Origin of the sequence: Rhizobium sp. BT-226 (assembly GCF_025847085.2) — a bacterium.
Taxonomy (GTDB): domain Bacteria; phylum Pseudomonadota; class Alphaproteobacteria; order Rhizobiales; family Rhizobiaceae; genus Rhizobium; species Rhizobium sophorae.
Genome location: NZ_JAOYTI010000003.1, coordinates 964,809 through 983,308, shown reverse-complemented (window position 1 = coordinate 983,308; position 18,500 = coordinate 964,809). Strand labels below are relative to the sequence as shown.

The window sequence follows — 18,500 nt, the reverse complement described above, 5'->3', positions numbered from 1 at the left end:
CCCAAGGCGAACACGTTCTATGTTCTCCCTGGGGAGGAACGAGTTCCGTGTTCTCCCGGAGGGAACAAGCTTTTCAGCGGGGCCAATGCCGGATAAATCGATCAAACTTCTGACCTATAACGTGCACAGCTGTATCGGCAGCGACCGGAAGCTCGATCCCGGCCGCATCGCTTCCGTCATCGCCGAGGCTGAGGCCGATATCGTCGCGCTTCAGGAGGTCGATGTCCTCCGGCGCAGGACCGGCGGCGTCGACCAGGCCCATATGATTGCCTCGCTGCTGAAGATGCAGGCGCATTTCCATCCGGCGCTGTCGGTTGCCGAGGAGCAGTATGGCGACGCGATCATCACCGCGCTGCCGACAGGCGCGGTCAAGGCCGGCCCGCTGCCGTCCATCGGCGAACAGCGCGGGGCGCTGTCCGTCGAAATACTGGTCGGCGACAGAAAACTGCTTGTCGTCAACACCCATCTCGGCCTTCGCGGCCGCGAACGTATCCGGCAGATGACGACGCTGTTGAATTCGGGCTGGCTGCGCGGTACAGCAGACGAAGCGCTTCCCAGCATTCTCTGCGGCGATTTCAACGCCATTCCGTCATCGGCGACTTACCGACTTGCCGCGCGTTCATTGAAAGACGCCCAACTCGCAGGCGGCAACGCGCCGAGAGCAACCTTTCCATCCCGCTACCCGCTGATGCGTCTCGACCACATCTTCGTCACCCAGGATCTCATCGTCAAACAGGCGGCGGTCCTGGAAAACCGGCTGACAAGGGTCGCCTCCGACCACCTGCCTCTGCTAGCGGAAATCGGTTTCGCTTGATAGTCATCGACGTTGGGCGAGCTTCCGGTTCATCGCTGCCGCCAACAATGGTAGCACCGTCGTCGCCACGCCCCCCAGAGGCAGCCGCCTGATGCCCCGCGTAACGACGAAGGTCGCCGCCATCGCGCCTGCCAGCTTGAGCCAAGGCTGATTGCCGAGCTGCGCATGAGCGCTTGCATCGGCCCATCGGACGTTTTCCGTAACGACTGTCGCAGCCTGATGTTGGATCACGTGAAGACGAGCGCGGAGGTTTTCGATCTCTTCTCTCAGTTCTCGCAGCCGGCCTTCCAAGGCATGACCTTCGTAGATCGGGAGAGGCTGCTCAACGGTGTCTCCAACGGACGCACGACCACCGAACGTCGCAATATACGCCCGATATTCGGCCTCGCTGGCGAAACCTTCAGGTCTGATAAGATCTGGGTTGATGGTCGCCTCTTCGAAGGAGGCCGGCGCGGTTTCTACACCGTCGCGCATATCCTTGTCTGTGCCGGTTTCCCCGAGTTCGTCCTTGAACATGATGCGTCTCCAGTTGTTCCTGGCGATAGAACGCTCGACGGCTCAGAAGGATGCATCGGCCTCCGCTCCTGCCTTCATCTTCGCGACGCGCTGAAACGCGCCGGCCGAAATTCCGCCAGCAGCGGATGACGGCGTCCGGTGACGATCTCGTCCGCCAGCAGTTCGCCGGCAATCAGGCCGAGAGTGGCGCCGCTATGGCTGAAGGCGACGAAGTAACCCGAGATCGACGGCAGCTCGCCGAAGACGGGCTCGCCGTCGCCCGGGATAGGCTTCGGGCCGACCCCATAATCTTCGACCTCCAGCATCGGATTGCCTTCGAGAACCCTGGAGGCCTCGCGCAGCAATCCCTCCAGCGTCGATTGTCTGACATCATAGCTGCCGTCGGGCTTGACGCTCACCTCTTCCTCGGACCAGGCGGCGTCGAGCGCGAAGCCACCGTCGGGCGTCGGCCGGATGGCGACGCGAGGGGTGTTGAGCACGGCCTTCAGGGGATGGCGGATCGGCTTGGTCCGGACGAGAAGGGCGACAGGCGTTGAATCGCCGATATGCTGGCCGGCCTCGGCGACGATTGCCGGAACCTCGCTGCCGGCAGCAAGCAGCACGGCATCCGCATCGCGGCGCGTGCCGTCCGCCGTGATCACACCGCGGACGCCCGCACCTTCGACATCGACCGTCGCGCGACCCGCGTCCGTGACGATCTCGCCGCCCAGCGTATGGAATTCTTCCACGAGCGTGCCGATCAAGGACGGAAGATCGACCCAGCCCTCGCCGGGGTTGAAGATTGCGCCTTGCCGCGTCACCGCACTTGCATCGACACCCGGCGTCGCCGCGGCAATTCTTTCTGGGGCGAGCCATTGCGCGTGATAGCCGAGATCGCGCTCATAGTCGAAGATTTCGGCGATCTCGTTGGCGCCATCGTCCGCATCCCAGGTCAAGCCCCCGTCGAAGCGCAGCCACGACGCATCGGGATACCGGACGGCCAGCGTGCGATAGCGATCTATGCCGGCCAACCGCAGCCGGTGATAGGCATCGGTGCGTTTGCGCGCCGAGTTGAGCCAGGCGAGCGAACGACCGGAGGCCCCGTTGGCAAGCGGGCCATCATTGATGAGCACGGTGCGGACCCCGAGCCGTGCCAGATGGACAGCGGTCGAGACGCCAAAGATCCCGCCGCCAATGACGACGACCTTCGAAGTTTTGGTGGAAGCATTCATGTCGATAACCTTGTTTTCTGCTCTTGCTAGATCGAATGAAATCCGGTGCACCCGGCATGAGGACGACCGGGGCACCATGCCTTGCCTCAGGCGCTTCAGAGAACTTCCGCAAGGAAGCGCTTCAGCCGCTCGCTTTTGGGATTGTCGAAGATCTGCTGCGGGCAGCCGGCCTCGACGATGCGGCCCTCATCCATGAAGACGACCTGATCGGCCACCCTGCGCGCAAATCCCATCTCATGCGTCACCACGGCCATCGTCATGCCCTGACGGCCGAGAGCGGCCATCAGGTCAAGCACGCCCTTCACCAGTTCCGGATCGAGCGCACTGGTCACCTCGTCAAACAGCATGACCTCCGGATCCATGGCCAGCGCGCGTGCGATGGCGACACGCTGCTGCTGCCCACCCGACAGACCTGCCGGCCGGTGATCCCTACGCTCTGCCAAACCGACATCGGCCAGACGTGCCTCGGCGATGCGCCGCGCCTCCTGCCTCGGCATTTTCTTGATCTTCGTCAGCGAAAGCATGACGTTCTCGAGTGCCGTGTGGTCGGGAAACAGGTTGAAGTGCTGGAACACCATGCCCACACGCCGGCGCAGCCTCTCCGGCTTCATCGCCAGGATGCTCTCGCCATCGAGCAGGATGTCGCCGCCTTTCGGTTCGACAAGCCTGTTCATGCAGCGCAGCAGCGTCGATTTTCCCGAGCCGGAAGGGCCGATAATGCAGGTGACTGTACCGGCGGCGATGCCGAGATCGACACCCTTCAGCACGGCGAGATCGCCGTAAGCCATGGTGAGATCCCGGATGTTCAGGGCACCGCCTTTGAAGCGCGGCGTACTCTCCTCGACCGCCTTGACCGCGGGATGCTTGCCGGCCGCGGCCCGCAGTTCGCTCACCTCGACCAATCCGCTCGCAGCACCCGAGCCGCGGCCTTGCTTTCCGAGCCGCAGTCTCGCATCGATATAATTGACGAAGTGGGTCAGCGGCACGGTGATGACGAGATAAAAGACGCCCGCCAGCAGCAGCGGCGACAGATTGCCGGTGACGACGGCCTGATCCTGGCCGACACGGAAGATCTCCCGCTCGGAGGCGAGCAATCCAAGGAAGTAGACAAGGCTGGAATCCTTGACATTTCCGATGAATTGATTGACCAGCGCCGGCAGAACCCGCCTGATGCCTTGTGGGATGACGATCAGGCGCATGCCCTGCCCGTGGCTCATGCTGAGCGCCCGGCAGGCTTCCATCTGGCCGCGTTCGACACTTTGGATGCCCGACCGGAAGATTTCACCGATATAGGCTCCGGCGATCAGGCTGAGCGCCAGGATGCCGAGCGGAAATGGCGACGGACCGAAGATCTCGCGCCCGATCCGGGCAAAACCCTGGCCGATGATCAGGATCGTGACGATCGCCGGCAGCCCGCGGAAAACATCGGTGTAGATGCGTGCCGGCAGCCGCAGCCAGCGGGATTGCGAGATGCCCATCACGGCAAGCGCCATGCCGATGACGACGCCGAGCACGGTCGAGGCAGCGGCGAGGATCAGGGTATTCTTCAAGCCGACGCTGATCATGCTCGGCAGAACTTCCGCCATGGCGTCCCAGTCCAGGAAGCTGCGGCGCAGATTTTCAAGCCAGTTCATTCAGATCCCCATGAATTCTTGCCCGGTGCAGACGCCGCCTAAAGCGCATCGCGATCTTTCAGATTCGCTTGTCGCGCTTTAGGTCTTTGTCTTTACGCATGTCGTTAGCGCAAAACCGCTGCACACTTTTGCGCGACATGCTTTAGCAGTGCCTTGGTAAGCCGCCCGCCGTGAGCGGGCGGCTTACGGCGTCACTTCTTGGGAAGATACTGTTCCGGCATCGGCGAGCCGGGGAACCATTTTTCGTAAAGGGTCTTCCAGGTGCCGTCCTGCATCGCGTCGTGAAGCGCGCCGTTCAACGCCGTGCGGAAGGCATCATTTCCTTTCCGGACCACGAAGCCGGCAGGCGCATCGAAGGACGGGATATTCACTGCAACCTTCAGCGCGGGATATCGCTCGCCATATTGCTTGGCGGCCTCGTAATCGAGAAAATGCGCATCGACCGTTCCGTTGTTGAGGGCGGCCACGGCAGAATTGTTGTCGGGGAATTTCACCAGATCGGTTCCCCCGAAATTCTTGGCTGCATAGACTTCCTGCAAGGTCCCCTGCACGACGCCGAGACGCTTGCCCTTGAGACCATCGGCATCCTTGATACCGGCATCAGGGGTCAGGACGGAGAGATAACCGGCAAGATAGCCGTCGGAAAAGTCGACGGTCTTCTTGCGGGCTTCGGTGGTTCCGATCGCCGCAACGGCAACGTCGAACCGCTCGTTTGCGACCGACGGCAGGAGTGCTGAAAATTCCTGGCCGGTGAACGTGACCTTGTCTTTTTGAAAACCGAGGCGGGAGACGACGTTGAGAAACAGCTCGATATCGAAACCGGTGAACTGGCCGTCCGCCGTCGCAAACGTATAGGGCTTGGAATCGCCCATCGTGCCGACGCTGATCACCCCGGGCTCGATAAGCTTATAGGGATTGTCGGCGGCGGCGGCAGAGCCTGCCCCCATCGCAAGAAGGCATGTGACAAGGCCGGCCCGCAACGGGGCCATGATGGCCGGAATTGATAAAAAAGGCTTCATCGTCGTTCTCCGCTCTGAAAGGAATGCTCTTGTCGGCATTGTAGATCGTCCCGCCGCTGCCGCGCGTTGCGACAGGGATTGATGGACAAGATACCGGTCTCTGATATAAAGAGACCGGTCTCACGACATATTTGATATCCGTCAATTGACCGCACGTCAACAATTCTTGTAGTCCTCGGCCCATGGAAGATTCCGCTCATCCGAAACGTGCAGTCACCGTCGCCGACGTCGCGAAGGCCGCAAAGGTATCGAAGGCGACAGCCGCGCGCGTTCTCGGCAGCTACGGCGTGGTCAGCGCCAAGATCACAGATCGGGTCATGGCGGCGGCGGCGGCGCTCGAATACCGCCCGAACGAGCTCGCCCGGAGCATGAGCACCGGAAGGTCCGGCATCATCGGGGTGGTGGTCGGCGATATCGAGAACGCTTTCTTCAGTCTGGCGGTGCGCGGCATCAGCGATGCGGCCCGCCTTGCGGGATTCAACGTCATCATCGCGAATTCGGGCGAAGAGCTCGATGCGGAAAAATCGGCCGTCGACCTCCTGATCGGCAAGCGAGTCGATGGCCTGATCGTGACGCCTGCCCGCTGCGACAGTTTCGACCATCTGCAGCACGTCCGCCGTGCCGGCGTGCCGCTGGTGCTGTTCGATCGGTCTATTCCGGATCTCGATGTCGACTCCGTGACCGGCGACGACCGGGATGCGGCCATCGCGGCGACCCGACATTTGATCGGGCAAGGACATCACCGCCTCGCCTACGTTTCTGCCATGGATGCCGAAGGCGGAGGGCTTACCGATATCGGGCGGATCTCGAATTCCGCCGTACGCGAACGCGTGGAAGGTTTTGTCAGCGTCCTGACCGAGGCGGGCCTGCCGAACCCTCTTCATTATGTCAGGCTCGGCGCCACGAACCAGCAACAGACGGACGGCGTGATCAAGCGCCTGCTCTCGGACAGTGCTGCGCCAACGGCGCTCCTGGCATCGGACAGCCTCGTCGGCTTGCGCATCTTCAAGTCGCTGCAGTCGCTCGGCCTGTCGATCCCCAAGGACGTGTCGATGATTTCGTTTCTCGACGCCGACTGGACCAACGTCACCGTTCCGCCGATCACCATCGTCGACCAGCGCGTCTACGAGATGGGCAAGCTCGCCGGCGAGCGGCTCATCGCCCGTATCGAACGCACCCCTCTTGCCGTCGAACGTCTGCGCGTCGGCACGAGCCTCGTCGTGCGCGGCTCCGTAGCAACGATCGACCGGTGAGATCCTTTAGAACCGGATGTCGTCCGAAAACCGCTCACACCTTTCGGCATCATGCTCTAATCGTAGAGTTCGCCGCGACCAATCTGCGCCTGTCTGGCAGGTGTGTCGCTGATTAAGGGATCGTCGGCCGGATCGGGATCTCTTTTGTTGGCATCGCTCATAAACTGCGCTGCCTTAAGCAGCGCTACGGTGATTTCTTCGGTGCCCCAACCGGCTTCATTGGCGGCTGCAATCAGCCTTTCCAAAGCGTCGCGTGCGGCAGCGGTCGCCTCTTCGAAACGTTGCGCGGGAGATTCCGTCTTCGGTGGTGGAAAGGTCATCGGCGTTCCCTCCATGTGTCTGTTGGGGGATAAACGCAGGCCGCGGGAAATGGATGCACGATCACGCTGATTTAACAAGCGGCGACCCTATGGACCGACAAGGGTCGGCGACGTCTTTCCCCTCAGATGACCGTCTGCAACAGAAATGGCGAGCGCTCCAACGGACGCTGAGCGAGGATCCTCAGCATTGCGGGGCTTTGGATGCCGGAAGTCGTGCAGGAGTGGCCGTCGTGATAGACCACCGTCATGACGCGGCTCAGACTATCGTATCTGATCTCTGCGATCGTCCGGGTGTGAACCGGAAAGATGAATTCATGGGGTTGAGATTTCTCCCCCGCGGTTTTCAAGGTCATTGCGATGCCCCAACGAAAAAAGCAATTTTAGCCCCACCGCGCCGGGTCTGAGCCTAACGGCGCCTATCAAGCACATATTGCTGCGACGGTCGCGTGACATCCGCGTAACATGCAGAATCGACACTGCCAACTCAGGGTCGGATTCGTGACGCGTTGCCAAAGCGGCGATCAACCTTCAATGCAACGTCCGACGGATCCCGTGTGCAAGAGCGGTCTGCGGCCAGCATTCGACCGTGCGCGCCAACGATCGAACGGCTTCGTCCACGTTGAAAACCACATCCCCGAGCCGCTCGATCTCATAGTCGAGCTCGTAGACCTGGACTTCGTCGAGGTCGTCACTCTGAAGCACTCGCCTCATAGCATCGATAAGGCCCTCAGTTCGCCCAACGATATCAAGAGCGCTGCGTATGATGATGTCGAACATGCTTATCCCCTCGCTTCGATAGTGAAGCGTCGGCCATAATCGTGACGCTGACAATCCTGAAATCTTGTCAGAGACGCTCGCGGATGGTGTCGTAGAGATCCCTTAACTCACGCAGTGCGGGTTGAGGCCGATAGCGCGGCAGAGCGGCGCGACGAACGGCGAATGCCAGCGCGCCGGCGACCGCCGCGACGAGCAGGAGCGTCGATGCCGGGTAGAGCTTCACCGTCGCCTCCGTCTGACGCATGGCTTTCCCGGCGCTGCCCTTTGCCGAGCGGGCGGCATCGAGGACCTGCTGCTGGAGCAAGCCGATCTGCTTTCGCAGCGCGCCGAGCTCTTCGCCCAGGTCATGATCAGACTGCCGGGGAACGCCGACGGAGGCCGTATTCGTATCGATAATGGCTTTCGGAACGGGCTCGCCGATCTTGGCTCCCCTGGTGTCGAGGGTCGTCGTCTCAGTGCTTTTGCGGCGCGGCATGATCATTTCTCCTTCCTGGATGATGCCGAAAAGTGTGAGCGCTTTCGGACGACATCATGCGCTAACTATCTAATGTAGAACAGGATTCAGAATTAGGTTGACCAGGTCTGAAATCCTCCTGTCTAGTCGTCGTCGAGCGAGAAGACCGGCCGGTAGTGGCGCTCGGCGATCAGCAAGCTCCGGTCGGGCCGGATGATGTAGATCTCCTCGACCTGGCGTCCCCACTGATCTGTGAAAGTATGCGGGAAGGAAGAACCCACGGGCGATTTCGTCAACTTCGTGCGAGGCTGGCCACTATACGTGATGCTACCGGGAATGGGCGCCAGTCCTGCCGACGAATAACTGCCTGCGCTGGTCGTGCAACCTGTCAGCACAAGCGCAAAAACCAGCCCAACTGCTATACTTTGCTTCATCGATCCCTCCGGCTGCCTCGTCTTCACGCAACACTCGCTTTATTGTCAATGTAACAGGGGACGACAGAGATTGTTCCAGAATTTGGCCGGAGACATCAGTGCAGGCGAGACCTCGGCCCGAAACCGGAACGACCGCGCCATCGCGTCGCCCGGTCGGAGCGCAAGCAGTCGTCTCTCCCCTCACGTTGACGTTGAATTTTTCAGAGGCCGGTGGCATTAAAAATGCATTCAAGGCGTGGTTGTGCTTCAAAAATGATCCCCTTTCTCAGAGCATGCAGCCGAAGGCGTTTTCTGGCCATGACCTTGGCCTGTAGTGCTGCGCCGGCCCGACCTGCCACGTCTGCGTGGAATGGAAAGAATGGAGAGACGGCGACGATGCCAGGAGCAGAAACGACATCCCTAAATGCACACCGTCGCGCCATTTATGAAAACGAACTGGACGACCCGGAATATTCCTTCGCAGACGACCGATCGGGCGGCATTGAAATTCATGCGTTCGGACGCGACTTCGCGCCGGTCGGTACGGACGAAGGTTACGTGCTGCTGACCAACGGCATGAGCGATCGGCGAATGACGCTGCCGACCTCGCACCGGGAAAAGGGCGAAAAGCAGAGAGCCGAACTGATGTGGTACGTGCGTGAGCCGACGCCCGAAATTATCGTCAATCTGCGTTGGCTCGCCGAACTCCCATTCATGGACGCGACCTGGTTCGGTTTCGGCCATCGGGTGCCGATGCCGACCCCACCGGTCGAGGGATGCGATTTCAGGACATTTCTCTTTCTCACGCCGATCATCGAAACTGACCAGCGCATTGCGGAAGCGCTTATGGTGGAGAACGATCCGGTCGAGATCCTCACGGTGAATTTGATTTCCGATGCGGAGTATCGTTTCATCAAGGAGAAGGGACTGGACCCTTTTCTCGACATGCTGGACGAAGAGGACTATCCGCCGATATTCGACGCGAAGCGAAAATCCTACCTATAGCGATCGCACATGCGAATAAGTCCTGAAGCTATCCTTTTGGCCGTCGCGACCATTTTAGGCGCACCGGTCTTCGCGCGTGCCGAAGCGGTGAAACCACCTGATGTTTCCACCGTCATTCTCTCCGTCTCACCGCGGACCGTTCGCTGGGCCACCGTCCACAAACATCCGGAGCCCGCCAATCACGATCCTTACTACCATGTCGAGGTGATCGAGAAGGAGCGAGCTTCGCCGCCATGGCAATTCAAACGGCTTGCCGCACATGTTGTCGTAACGGCTGACGCTTTGGACAGGAGCCGCCTGAGGCGAAAAGCCAAGACCTATTTTTACAAGGACATCGAATTCCGGATCGCCTACCGAGCCTGGCGCGCGCGACCTCCCATGCAGCAGGAAGCCGGCGTTTGCCGCACGACAATTCTTGAATGCGTCGACGCCGCAGATAATATGCGCCGGTAATAGTCAGAGGACGACCGTACCGACGCGGCGCGTGAACAAAAGGAAGTTCGGCGATGCTAGCAAGACCATCCGGATATGCCGGGGCCGCAATCGCTGCTCTGTGGGCGGCCCGTCAGACGGGCCGACTTTATTCCTCCACCGAACCGTTCGGTCCTGAGCTCATGAATGTTGCAAGAAATCTCGGCATTTTCATTCTGCCGGCGCTCGTTCTTCTCCTGGCGGGGCCTTTCAGGATGTGGTTCGACAGGTTTGCGCCGCTGTACCCCTTGGTGCTCGGAGCCGGTGTCCTCAACGTCTATATGCAGGACGATGCGCTGGCTGCCGGTCTGCCGCTGATCGTGCTCGTTTATCCCTTCCTGGCGATCTTTGCGCTCGCCTATTTGCTGCGCGGGCGAGTGTCGGAAATGCGCAATTGAATCATGCAGCCCCGCGGACGAGTGACTCCCATCTCGTCATCCGAAGTTCGAAGGGTTGCAAGAATCGAAGAAATACACTTTTTGTGTAATGGATGAGTCGCAACGCTACCTCTGCTAGAGTAAATATTACCGCCGTCGGAAGGATATCTATGTTTCTTCAGCCCAAGCGTTCCGGCTGATCCTGACCTCACCGCCCCCAAATTAGCTGACCGGATGAAGGCCGTGATATCGAGCGGCGCTCTTCGTGGACGCCTTTCCGACCTGAAAGCGGGCCGTCTGGGAAATTTCGAAATCCTCGCATCTATTTTCTACATAAGGACATCTCCATGAAGCATATGCGTAAACTCCACCTGACGATGGCAAGCACGGCGTTCCTGACGCTGGCCGGCCCGGCGCTTGCCCTTGATGGCGCGGACATGATGAAGAAGCTCAATGCCGCAACCAGTGCCGGCGGTACGGTCATCGCCTTCGAAAAGGCGGAAGCCGATGGTGACACGATAACGGCGACCGGTGTCCAGGTGGGATCTTCGAGCCTGCCCGGCGACACTTTGAAGATCGGCGACCTCACCTTCGAGGGCGTCGAGGAAATCGAAGGCGGTGGCTATCACGCCAAGACCGTCTCCTTCCCGGATATCTATATCAGCCAGGAGGAAGGACGTTTTTCCGCAAACGAGATCCAGATCACAGGTCTCACGATTCCCGCCAATGCAACGGGCGATACGCTGAACGACATCCTCCTCTATGAAACCGTCAGCACCGGGCCGATCGCTCTCAACATCAAGGGCAAGGACGTACTCGCGATCGAGAGCATCGAGTCGAACCTCGGACGCCAGGATGGCGGCTTTACCTATGACGCCAATGTCGCCGGTCTCAAGGCCGACCTGTCGCAGGTCGAGGATGCGAATGCGAAAGACGCCATCGAGAAACTGGGGCTGACGACGCTGGACGGCACGGTGACCATGAAGGGCATCTGGGAGGTCGAAAGCGGCAAGGTCGCTGTCGACGAATATGCTTTCGACTTCAAGAATATCGGCCGGCTGAATTTCGCCGTCGATTTCTCCGGTTACACGTTGGGCTTCATCAAGTCGCTGCAGGAAGCGGTGAAGACCGCCGAGGCCAATCCGAACAAGGAAGAGGCCAATCAGGCCGCCGGCCTTGCGATGCTGGGGCTGATGCGGCAGCTGACGATCAACAGCGCCTCGATCCGCTTCGACGATGCCTCGATCACCAAGAAGGCGCTCGACTATGCCGGCTCGCAGCAGGGCGTGACGGGCGACCAGCTGGCGCAATCGCTGAAAGGTCTCGTGCCGATGATGTTGTCGCAACTCAACATGCCCGAGCTGCAAAACCAGGTGGCGGCTGCCGTCAACACTTATCTCGACGGACCGAAAAGCCTGACGATCAGCGCCGCACCGGAAAAGCCGGTTCCCGTCCCGATGATCATCGGCGCGGCCATGGGGGCACCGAACACCATTCCTTCGGTGCTTGGCGTCAAGGTCACGGCGAACGACTAACTATTCGCAGAGGCGTTTCACGAACGCCGGCTGCCGGAGGCGGGTTTGCCGACCTGCCTCTGGATCCTTTCCCTGGGAAAGCCGAGTAACATCCAAGCCGACGAAAGGTGTCCACCAACTCGAGCCGTTCCAGGAGAAGTGCGATGCGGTTTTCCCGCGAATGCTCTAAAACTCGTCGCTGCGACGCTTCACGGCGTGCTTCAACGCCACCATATGCCTTCGCCGCTCCAGCATATAATCGGCATATCCGACGCAGATGAACAGCAATGTCGGACCGGCGTAGGTGATGATCAGAGCCAATGCGATAAGGATGAATGCGCTCGTCATGGTCTTTTTTCCATCAATATAGTCGCCGCATCCGACGCGGCGAAAGCGGACGGGTCCTCATCTCGGCAATGCCTGTCCCTATTCCTTCAAAATTCGCCGGCTTCCTATTCGTTCCCTGCGCGAAGCGATTTCCATATGCGCGGCAGGCCCACGAACGACAATGACGAAGCTGACGGCCCGCCAGCCTTAATCACTCCCGCGGCCTCTCCTCCCGCATTGCCGCCGTCACGCTCTTCAGCAGCGGGCTCGACATCAGATCCGCGAGTAAAACCGATAGCTTCGGCTTCCAGTTGGGATAGCTGTTGCTGGTGCCTGGCACATTGGTCGGTCTTTTTTCGTCGGTGAGATCGGCGAGACGGACCGCGGCGAGAAGCGAGGGCGTCCTGGCGATGAAGCGATAGGCGCTGACGGTCAATTCCCTCAGTGTTTCCTCGCTTGCCCGCGCTTGGGAAAGCCTGGCCGGCAGGTTGAGGCCGGCAGCCTTCAGCGCCGCTTTCAGGTTCCTCCGCTCGCGCTTGCGGTCTTCGAGATGTTTCTCGGTGAGATCGGGCGGCACGATGCCGTGGTCGCACCGGGCCTGAATGTCGGCGCCACGCCACCAGCCGGCAAGGGTCTGGTGGTCGTGCGTCGAAATGCAGGCCAAAGCCAGGACGGGATAGACGTCCGCAGGCTTGAAGCCCTTCTCGTCCTGTTCATAAGAAAGGATGCGATAGGAGAGAATGTGAGCCGCCGCCAGATCGTCCTGCAATCCCTTGGGGATCAGTCCGAGGTCTTCTCCGATAACGAGGCACCGATGCTCGGCGGACACTTCGGCGAGGATCTGCAGAAGCCGATCCGCGGGATAGCGGACATAGGCGCCGCCGTCCGGCCTGCTGCCCAACGGCACCAGGAAGAGGCGGCGAAGTGCTGCAGCGTGGTCGATGCGGATGGCGCCCGCATATCGCATGGCAGCGTTCAGCATGCGCCGGAATGGCGACATTTCTCCTGCGGCAATCGCGGAAGGCAGATATCCGGCAAGGTGCCAGTCCTGCCCGTCCACGGCGAAGGGATCGGGTGGGCTGCCGATGGTGGCCTTGGAGACATAGGTGTCCGGCTCGCTCCATGTCGCCGAGCCATCGACCGCCTCCCCGACGGCAAGATCGAGATAGAGCCCGATCCGCAGGCCGGCCTTCCGCGCCCGGTCCGCCGCCTGCATCAGCTGCCGGTGGGCGAGCCATTGCAGCCACATGTGGAAGGCGACATCATCCGCGTGTCCGCGCTCGAATTCGGCGACGGCGGCGCTGTCGAAGCGCTGGAAATCGGACGGCCAACATTGCCAGCCGGCGCTCGCACCGCGCTCGACCATGGAAAACGACAGACATTCGAAAAGTGCGTGCAGTCGCAGGCTGTCACCGCCTTGCGTGATGAAGGCATCGAAATCCGCCGGATCATAAGCCTTGTCAATCACGCTGCGCTGTCGCCAGCTCGGCCAAAGATCGCGCAGAACCCTCAGCTTGATCTGTGCAACGCCGACGTAGTCGACGAGATCGGTTTGGCGAAGGCTTGCCAATTGCCGTTCGAGTTCGGGACTACAGGCAAAACCCGGCAGCCGGTCGACTGCGATGTAGAGCGGGTTAAGATGCTGGCGGCTCGAGGGCTCATAGGGGCTGCAACGGTCGGGATCGGCGAGAAACGGCGCGTGAAGCGGGGTGAGGCCGATGAAATCGGCGCCCAGCGATCCCGCGAAATCCGCCATATCGGACAGATCCTCGAAGTCTCCTATGCCCCAGTTGCGTGCCGAACGAAGCTCGTAAAGCTGCAGGCTCACCCCCCAGACCCGCGTGCCGGAAAGGAAATCCGGCAGAAACGACCTGGCGATCTTCTTAGCCTCTGGTTTGGGCTCCTGCCGCGGCGCGCCGGTCTCGTGATCGGCCGCTCCCGGCAAGTCGATCTTCAACGCCGAAAGAATCTTGCGCTTGGTCTCGCTTGATATCGCCACCTCCCGATTGTCCGGACTGGGCCTGGTCAGGCTGATGCCGTGCCGGCGGGCGAGCTTGTCGAGCTCAGCAGATTTCATCGGTCGATCGCCTTCCTGTCAGCACGCCGTCACGCCTCGCCGATGCTCCAGATCACCGTCCAGGGCGCGAGATTGCCGCCATCGCTGCCGCCGAGACGAAAGATCGACTCGCCGTCACCCTGCTGCGAGGCGAGCGGCGCCGCCTCGGAGCCGAGGTTGGCACGCAGATGAAGACGCCGGTTTTGCGCCAGGGTCCAATCCACCGCGAGCGCGCTTCCCGCCGAGCGATAGGCCGCGTTTCCGACGCCGGCACCCTTCAGCAAAGGCACGATCCTTCGGCGTCGGAGGTCGAGAAGCGTTCTGTAAAAACCAAGGACCTCGGAAGAGGCGAGTTTCGACCAATCCAGCTTGGCGGCGGCGAAGGTCAATGGCGCCGTCGGGTCGAGAAGGTCGTCGGCGTCGAAGCCCGGCAGACGGGAAAGCTCCTCGCGGCGGCCTTTCCTGACCTTCTCGTTCAGGTCCTCGTCGAAATCGCAGAAGAATGGGAAAGGTTCTTTGGCGCCCCATTCCTCCCCCATGAACAGCATCGGAATCTCGGGCGCCAGCAGGTAAATGGCGGCGACGGCCTTGACGACATCAGCCGGGCTCGAAGCCAGAACCCGGTCCCCCAGCGCCCGATTGCCGATCTGGTCATGGTTCTGGATGAAGGAAATGAAAGCGGTGGGCGGGAGATGGCCGCTCGGCCTGCCGCGGCTTGCGCCGCGGTAGGGCATGTGCTCCCCCTGAAACACGAAGCCTTCCGCCAGCGCTCGGCCGAGCTTGCCGGCGTCACCGGCGTAATCGGCATAATAGCCGAAGGTTTCGCCCGTGGCGGTGATATGCAGCACATGGTGCATGTCGTCGTTCCATTGAGCGGTGAAGAGGCTCGCCTCCCCGTCTTCGCCACGCTCCAACAACTCGCTGTCGTTTTCCTCGTTTTCGACGATCAAGTGCACATGCCGGTCACCAGCAGCGGCCCTGACGCGGCGGGCAAGCGCATGAAGCAGGTGCTCGGCGCTGTCGTCCTTGATGGCGTGGACGGCATCGAAGCGGAAACCGTCGAGCCTGAACTCGGTAATCCAATAGATGGCGTTCTCGATGATGAACTCGCGGATCATCTCCGATCCGTCGCCATCATAATTGATGCCGTTGCCCCAGGGCGTCTTGTGACGGTCGGTAAAGAGCGGCGCATAGGAGGGGATATAGTTCCCGTCAGGCCCGAAGTGATTGTAGACCACGTCCAGGAAAACCGAGATGCCGCGCTGGTGCGCTGCGTCCACCAGCACCATGAAATCTTCCGGCCGGCCGTAGCTGCTGTCCGGAGCATAAAGAAGCACGCCATCATAACCCCAGCTGTAACGGCCGGGAAATTCACTCAGCGGCATGATCTGCAGCGCCGTAACGCCCAGCGCCTGCAGATGGTCGAGCCGCTCGATCGCGGCCTTGAAAGTACCCTCCGGCGTGAAGCAGCCGATATGCATCTCATAGATGACCATCTCCTCCCAGGGCCGACCCGTCCAGTCACTCGTCTTCCAGCGATAGGAGGAAAGGTCGACCACTTCGCTCGGCCCGTGCACATCCTGCGGCTGAAACCGCGAGGCGGGATCGGGAATTTCGAGACCATCCGGCAGGACAAAGCGGTAGCGCGTACCGACACTGGCATCCGCGACCGTGCAATGGTGCCAGCCGTCCCCGACCGCCTGCATCTGCCGCGGATCAGCGCCTTCGATCTTCAGCGACACGCTTTCATGCAGGGGAGCCCAGAGGCGGAATAGAATGCCCTCTTCGGTGAATGCAGGTCCGAACATCATTTGGGTCAAAGGAAAGCCTTCGATGAAAATGGGGATGGGATTTAGGTAACTTTTGTCAGGGCAAAAAGTTTCGCAGGCACGGAGAGCGCAAAAGGGGCCACCGTTGCGAGGTGCCCCTCCGGGAGACACCCGAAGAGTATGATTCCATCCTATCGGGAGTAGGATTTTATCCTATCCCGTGTTATAAACCTGCAAAAAGCAGGAGTTTAATCGATGCGCTCGACGCAACAGATGAGCATCACGTTGCCCATGGAAATGGCGAAGCGCGTTAAACAGCGGGTGTCCAACGGCGATTACGCCTCGGAGAGCGAAGTCATACGCGAGGGACTGCGGGCTTTGCAGGAACGCGAGAATGCCGTCGAGCATTGGCTGCGAACAGAAGTTGCGGCCACCTATGATGCCCACAAGGCCGATCCCACCAAGGCCAAACCCCTCGACGAGGTCTGGAAGCGCCTCGAAGCGCGCATGGACGAAATCGATCGGGAAGAAGATTGATGAAGCGCTATAATATCCGCCTCACTGATGAGGCGGAATTGGATTTGGCGGGTATCTATAGTTTCGTCCGCAAGACATCCGCATCTTCTGCCGTCGCCCGAGATTTACGTGGCCCGCATCAAGGCCTTTGTAAGTGGGTTCGAAACGTACCCCGAACGCGGCAGCATCCGCGATCATGTCCGACCGGGGTTACGCATTGTCGGTTTCGAGCGCCGGGTAAGCGTGGCATTCGTGGTTGAGCCCACCGAGGTTGTTATCCTCCGCATCCTCTATGCCGGGCAGCGGTTTGAAAGCGACGAGAGTTAGAGCCGGCTCAGAACGCAATAGACTCCGGCACATCCCCACTTCGACCGTCAGGCCGCCACGACTTTGCCCGAGATCGCCTGATCCATGGCCGCCTGAAGCTGTTCCTGCGTGAATGGCTTCTTCATCCGCAGCATCCGGCCGACGCCATGGTCTTCTGAGAACTCGGCGTAGCCCGAGGCAAGGATGATGGGCAGGCCTGGAAAGGAAGAGCGAAGGTGACGCGCAAGCTCGGCGCCCGTCATGCCCGGCATGGCATGATCGGTGATGACGAGATCGCAACCCTGCCCATCGGCAAAGAATTCCAAAGCCTGGGAAGCGGAAGACGCTTCCTGCGGCAGGTGCCCGAGATCCTCCAGCATCGCCACGGTTCCCGTCCTGACAAGGGCGTCGTCATCGACGACCAGAATGGCAAGCGGCCGCGACGCCGGTTTCAAAGGCTCCGTCGCCGGAGGCTCGACGGGAGGCTGCACCTTGACGAATGTCTCGGCAACGGGCAGCCACAGGGAAACGGTCGTGCCCTTGCCCCTGACGCTCGATATCTGGATAGAGCCGCCGGATTGCGCCGCCAGGCCATGAACCATGGACAGCCCGAGACCGGTACCCTTGCCAACCCCCTTGGTGGTGAAAAACGGTTCGGCGGCACGCGAGACCGTTGCCTCGTCCATCCCCTCGCCATCGTCCGACACCGATATCCTGATGTAATTTCCGCCCGCGAGGCCGGTCGGCCTGGCGTCTTCGGCTGCCGCCGCGGCCACCGTCACGGCTCCGCCGCTTTCGAGCGCATCCCGGGCATTGACGAACAGGTTAAGCAGCGCCAGTTCCAGCTGGTTGCTGTCGACCAGAAGGGGCGCCAGATCCGCCGGGATGCTTTTGCGGATTTCGATGCGCGGCCCCACCGCCTTGGCGAGAAGATCCTCGACGTTTTCGAACAGCCTGAAGAAGTCGACCGCCTGCGGCTTGAGCTCCTGGCGGCGTGCGAAGGCAAGCAGGCGCTGGGTCAGCGCGGTACCGCGCTCGGCCGCCTGGATCGCGTTCGTCACCAGGCGTTCACTGCGTTCATCGGCCGGAAGCCGTTTCTTCAGAAGGTTCAGGCTGCCGAGAACCGCCATGAGAAGGTTATTAAAGTCGTGGGCCACGCCACCGGTCAGGTGGCCGATCGTGTCGAGCTTCTGCGCCTCGAACAGCTGTGCGAGCGCCTCTTCGCGCTCGCGCGTCCGTTGATCGATCCGGTGCTCGAGTTCCTCGTTGAGCTCACGCAACTGCGCTGCCGACGCCTCGAGCTCGGCGGTGCGCTGGTGAACGCGCGCCTCCAGCTCGACGTTCAGGCGTTCGAGTTCCCTCGTCTTCCTGTAGAGATCGGCAAAGACCCGCACCTTGGCTCTCAGCACCTCGGGGACGATCGGGACAGAGACGTAGTCGACCGCTCCCACCGCATAGCCGCGCAGCCGGTCCGGTTCCGCCAGCATGACGGCGGAAACGAAGATGATCGGCGTATTCTGATAGCGCGGATGCTGCCGGATCATGCTGACGAGCTCGAACCCATCCTGTTCGGGCATGCAGACATCGACGAGAATGACCGCGATTTCGGTGCGCAACAGATGCTCGAAGGCTTCACGAGCGGATTGCGCCTTGATGAGGTTTTCCTCGAGCTCTTCGAGAATGACCTCGTAACTCAGGAGCTTTGCCGGCTGGTCGTCGACGAGGAGGATGTTGACAGGGTTCATGGC

The 18,500-nt window shown here is 60.7% G+C and carries 21 protein-coding genes; 8 read left to right on the top strand and 13 right to left on the bottom strand.

The features are described from left to right. Window positions 1-85 precede the first annotated feature (85 nt). Window positions 86-814 (top strand): endonuclease/exonuclease/phosphatase family protein, encoded by a 729-nt coding sequence (locus OIU37_RS24145; protein ID WP_171603821.1) that lies wholly within the window; start codon window positions 86-88, stop codon window positions 812-814. 3 nt (window positions 815-817) lie between these two features. On the opposite strand, the gene OIU37_RS24140 is transcribed toward OIU37_RS24145, so the two are convergent. The 4 genes from OIU37_RS24140 to OIU37_RS24125 all read right to left on the bottom strand — a co-directional run bounded on the left by OIU37_RS24140 (window position 818) and on the right by OIU37_RS24125 (window position 5,194). Continuing rightward, window positions 818-1,330 (bottom strand): hypothetical protein, encoded by a 513-nt coding sequence (locus tag OIU37_RS24140; RefSeq protein WP_171603820.1) that lies wholly within the window; start codon window positions 1,328-1,330, stop codon window positions 818-820. Between the two features lie 74 nt (window positions 1,331-1,404). Beyond that, on the bottom strand, window positions 1,405-2,541 hold the full coding sequence (locus tag OIU37_RS24135) for an FAD-binding oxidoreductase (protein WP_171603819.1): 1,137 nt from the start codon (window positions 2,539-2,541) through the stop codon (window positions 1,405-1,407). A gap of 95 nt (window positions 2,542-2,636) precedes the next feature. After that, complete coding sequence (locus tag OIU37_RS24130; protein ID WP_171603818.1) at window positions 2,637-4,175, bottom strand: amino acid ABC transporter permease/ATP-binding protein; 1,539 nt, start codon at window positions 4,173-4,175, stop codon at window positions 2,637-2,639. A gap of 191 nt (window positions 4,176-4,366) precedes the next feature. After that, window positions 4,367-5,194 (bottom strand): ABC transporter substrate-binding protein, encoded by an 828-nt coding sequence (locus OIU37_RS24125; RefSeq protein WP_171603817.1) that lies wholly within the window; start codon window positions 5,192-5,194, stop codon window positions 4,367-4,369. A gap of 182 nt (window positions 5,195-5,376) precedes the next feature. On the opposite strand from OIU37_RS24125, the gene OIU37_RS24120 reads away from it, so the two are divergent. Beyond that, window positions 5,377-6,447, top strand: a complete 1,071-nt coding sequence (locus tag OIU37_RS24120; RefSeq protein ID WP_180696035.1) for a LacI family DNA-binding transcriptional regulator — start codon at window positions 5,377-5,379, stop codon at window positions 6,445-6,447. A gap of 56 nt (window positions 6,448-6,503) precedes the next feature. Here OIU37_RS24120 and OIU37_RS24115 read toward each other — a convergent pair whose 3' ends face one another. From OIU37_RS24115 to OIU37_RS24095, 5 genes are all read right to left on the bottom strand, one after another. After that, the gene (locus OIU37_RS24115) at window positions 6,504-6,767 is read right to left on the bottom strand and encodes a hypothetical protein (protein WP_180696175.1); all 264 of its coding nucleotides are present in this window, start codon (window positions 6,765-6,767) and stop codon (window positions 6,504-6,506) included. Between the two features lie 122 nt (window positions 6,768-6,889). Beyond that, window positions 6,890-7,120, bottom strand: a complete 231-nt coding sequence (locus tag OIU37_RS24110; protein ID WP_171603814.1) for a hypothetical protein — start codon at window positions 7,118-7,120, stop codon at window positions 6,890-6,892. A 175-nt stretch (window positions 7,121-7,295) separates the two neighbouring features. Further along, on the bottom strand, window positions 7,296-7,544 hold the full coding sequence (locus tag OIU37_RS24105) for a hypothetical protein (protein WP_171603813.1): 249 nt from the start codon (window positions 7,542-7,544) through the stop codon (window positions 7,296-7,298). Between the two features lie 67 nt (window positions 7,545-7,611). Next, a complete protein-coding gene (locus OIU37_RS24100) occupies window positions 7,612-8,019 on the bottom strand; it encodes a hypothetical protein (protein ID WP_171603812.1) in 408 nt (135 codons plus the stop codon). Window positions 8,020-8,141: 122 nt separating this feature from the next. Then, a complete protein-coding gene (locus tag OIU37_RS24095; protein WP_171603811.1) occupies window positions 8,142-8,432 on the bottom strand; it encodes a hypothetical protein in 291 nt (96 codons plus the stop codon). A 252-nt stretch (window positions 8,433-8,684) separates the two neighbouring features. Here OIU37_RS24095 and OIU37_RS24090 point away from each other — a divergent pair, with 252 nt between their 5' ends. From OIU37_RS24090 to OIU37_RS24075, 4 genes are all read left to right on the top strand, one after another. Then, window positions 8,685-9,416 carry a suppressor of fused domain protein gene (locus OIU37_RS24090; protein WP_246813042.1) on the top strand — a complete coding sequence of 244 codons (732 nt, stop codon included), beginning with the start codon at window positions 8,685-8,687 and terminating at the stop codon, window positions 9,414-9,416. 36 nt (window positions 9,417-9,452) lie between these two features. Beyond that, window positions 9,453-9,869 (top strand): DUF5086 family protein, encoded by a 417-nt coding sequence (locus tag OIU37_RS24085; protein WP_240604706.1) that lies wholly within the window; start codon window positions 9,453-9,455, stop codon window positions 9,867-9,869. A gap of 53 nt (window positions 9,870-9,922) precedes the next feature. Beyond that, complete coding sequence (locus OIU37_RS24080) at window positions 9,923-10,285, top strand: hypothetical protein (RefSeq protein ID WP_171603809.1); 363 nt, start codon at window positions 9,923-9,925, stop codon at window positions 10,283-10,285. A 326-nt stretch (window positions 10,286-10,611) separates the two neighbouring features. Continuing rightward, window positions 10,612-11,799 (top strand): hypothetical protein, encoded by a 1,188-nt coding sequence (locus OIU37_RS24075; RefSeq protein WP_264258843.1) that lies wholly within the window; start codon window positions 10,612-10,614, stop codon window positions 11,797-11,799. Window positions 11,800-11,964: 165 nt separating this feature from the next. Here the strand turns inward: OIU37_RS24075 and OIU37_RS24070 are convergent, their stop codons facing one another. The 3 genes from OIU37_RS24070 to treZ all read right to left on the bottom strand — a co-directional run bounded on the left by OIU37_RS24070 (window position 11,965) and on the right by treZ (window position 15,972). Continuing rightward, a complete protein-coding gene (locus tag OIU37_RS24070) occupies window positions 11,965-12,126 on the bottom strand; it encodes a hypothetical protein (RefSeq protein ID WP_171603807.1) in 162 nt (53 codons plus the stop codon). A 190-nt stretch (window positions 12,127-12,316) separates the two neighbouring features. Next, entirely contained in the window at window positions 12,317-14,182 is a 1,866-nt protein-coding gene (malQ, locus tag OIU37_RS24065) for a 4-alpha-glucanotransferase (protein ID WP_264258842.1), read from the bottom strand. Between the two features lie 29 nt (window positions 14,183-14,211). Beyond that, window positions 14,212-15,972, bottom strand: coding sequence for a malto-oligosyltrehalose trehalohydrolase (gene treZ, locus OIU37_RS24060; RefSeq protein ID WP_240604774.1), 1,761 nt, complete (start codon window positions 15,970-15,972; stop codon window positions 14,212-14,214). A 213-nt stretch (window positions 15,973-16,185) separates the two neighbouring features. Between treZ and OIU37_RS24055 the strand changes: the two genes are divergently transcribed. Both OIU37_RS24055 and OIU37_RS24050 read left to right on the top strand, forming a co-directional pair. Beyond that, window positions 16,186-16,467 (top strand): type II toxin-antitoxin system ParD family antitoxin, encoded by a 282-nt coding sequence (locus tag OIU37_RS24055; protein ID WP_171603804.1) that lies wholly within the window; start codon window positions 16,186-16,188, stop codon window positions 16,465-16,467. 108 nt (window positions 16,468-16,575) lie between these two features. Beyond that, window positions 16,576-16,773 carry a type II toxin-antitoxin system RelE/ParE family toxin gene (locus OIU37_RS24050; protein WP_264258841.1) on the top strand — a complete coding sequence of 66 codons (198 nt, stop codon included), beginning with the start codon at window positions 16,576-16,578 and terminating at the stop codon, window positions 16,771-16,773. 47 nt (window positions 16,774-16,820) lie between these two features. On the opposite strand, the gene OIU37_RS24045 is transcribed toward OIU37_RS24050, so the two are convergent. Then, window positions 16,821-18,497, bottom strand: coding sequence for a response regulator (locus OIU37_RS24045; RefSeq protein ID WP_180696038.1), 1,677 nt, complete (start codon window positions 18,495-18,497; stop codon window positions 16,821-16,823). Window positions 18,498-18,500 lie beyond the last annotated feature (3 nt).

Coding starts and splice junctions, on each gene's coding strand:
- OIU37_RS24145 (WP_171603821.1), top strand. CDS start 86: ATGCCGGATAAATCGATCAAACTTCTGACCTATAACGTGCACAGCTGT.
- OIU37_RS24140 (WP_171603820.1), bottom strand. CDS start 1,330: ATGTTCAAGGACGAACTCGGGGAAACCGGCACAGACAAGGATATGCGC.
- OIU37_RS24135 (WP_171603819.1), bottom strand. CDS start 2,541: ATGAATGCTTCCACCAAAACTTCGAAGGTCGTCGTCATTGGCGGCGGG.
- OIU37_RS24130 (WP_171603818.1), bottom strand. CDS start 4,175: ATGAACTGGCTTGAAAATCTGCGCCGCAGCTTCCTGGACTGGGACGCC.
- OIU37_RS24125 (WP_171603817.1), bottom strand. CDS start 5,194: ATGAAGCCTTTTTTATCAATTCCGGCCATCATGGCCCCGTTGCGGGCC.
- OIU37_RS24120 (WP_180696035.1), top strand. CDS start 5,377: ATGGAAGATTCCGCTCATCCGAAACGTGCAGTCACCGTCGCCGACGTC.
- OIU37_RS24115 (WP_180696175.1), bottom strand. CDS start 6,767: ATGACCTTTCCACCACCGAAGACGGAATCTCCCGCGCAACGTTTCGAA.
- OIU37_RS24110 (WP_171603814.1), bottom strand. CDS start 7,120: ATGACCTTGAAAACCGCGGGGGAGAAATCTCAACCCCATGAATTCATC.
- OIU37_RS24105 (WP_171603813.1), bottom strand. CDS start 7,544: ATGTTCGACATCATCATACGCAGCGCTCTTGATATCGTTGGGCGAACT.
- OIU37_RS24100 (WP_171603812.1), bottom strand. CDS start 8,019: ATGCCGCGCCGCAAAAGCACTGAGACGACGACCCTCGACACCAGGGGA.
- OIU37_RS24095 (WP_171603811.1), bottom strand. CDS start 8,432: ATGAAGCAAAGTATAGCAGTTGGGCTGGTTTTTGCGCTTGTGCTGACA.
- OIU37_RS24090 (WP_246813042.1), top strand. CDS start 8,685: ATGATCCCCTTTCTCAGAGCATGCAGCCGAAGGCGTTTTCTGGCCATG.
- OIU37_RS24080 (WP_171603809.1), top strand. CDS start 9,923: ATGCTAGCAAGACCATCCGGATATGCCGGGGCCGCAATCGCTGCTCTG.
- OIU37_RS24075 (WP_264258843.1), top strand. CDS start 10,612: ATGAAGCATATGCGTAAACTCCACCTGACGATGGCAAGCACGGCGTTC.
- OIU37_RS24070 (WP_171603807.1), bottom strand. CDS start 12,126: ATGACGAGCGCATTCATCCTTATCGCATTGGCTCTGATCATCACCTAC.
- malQ (WP_264258842.1), bottom strand. CDS start 14,182: ATGAAATCTGCTGAGCTCGACAAGCTCGCCCGCCGGCACGGCATCAGC.
- treZ (WP_240604774.1), bottom strand. CDS start 15,972: ATGATGTTCGGACCTGCATTCACCGAAGAGGGCATTCTATTCCGCCTC.
- OIU37_RS24055 (WP_171603804.1), top strand. CDS start 16,186: ATGCGCTCGACGCAACAGATGAGCATCACGTTGCCCATGGAAATGGCG.
- OIU37_RS24045 (WP_180696038.1), bottom strand. CDS start 18,497: ATGAACCCTGTCAACATCCTCCTCGTCGACGACCAGCCGGCAAAGCTC.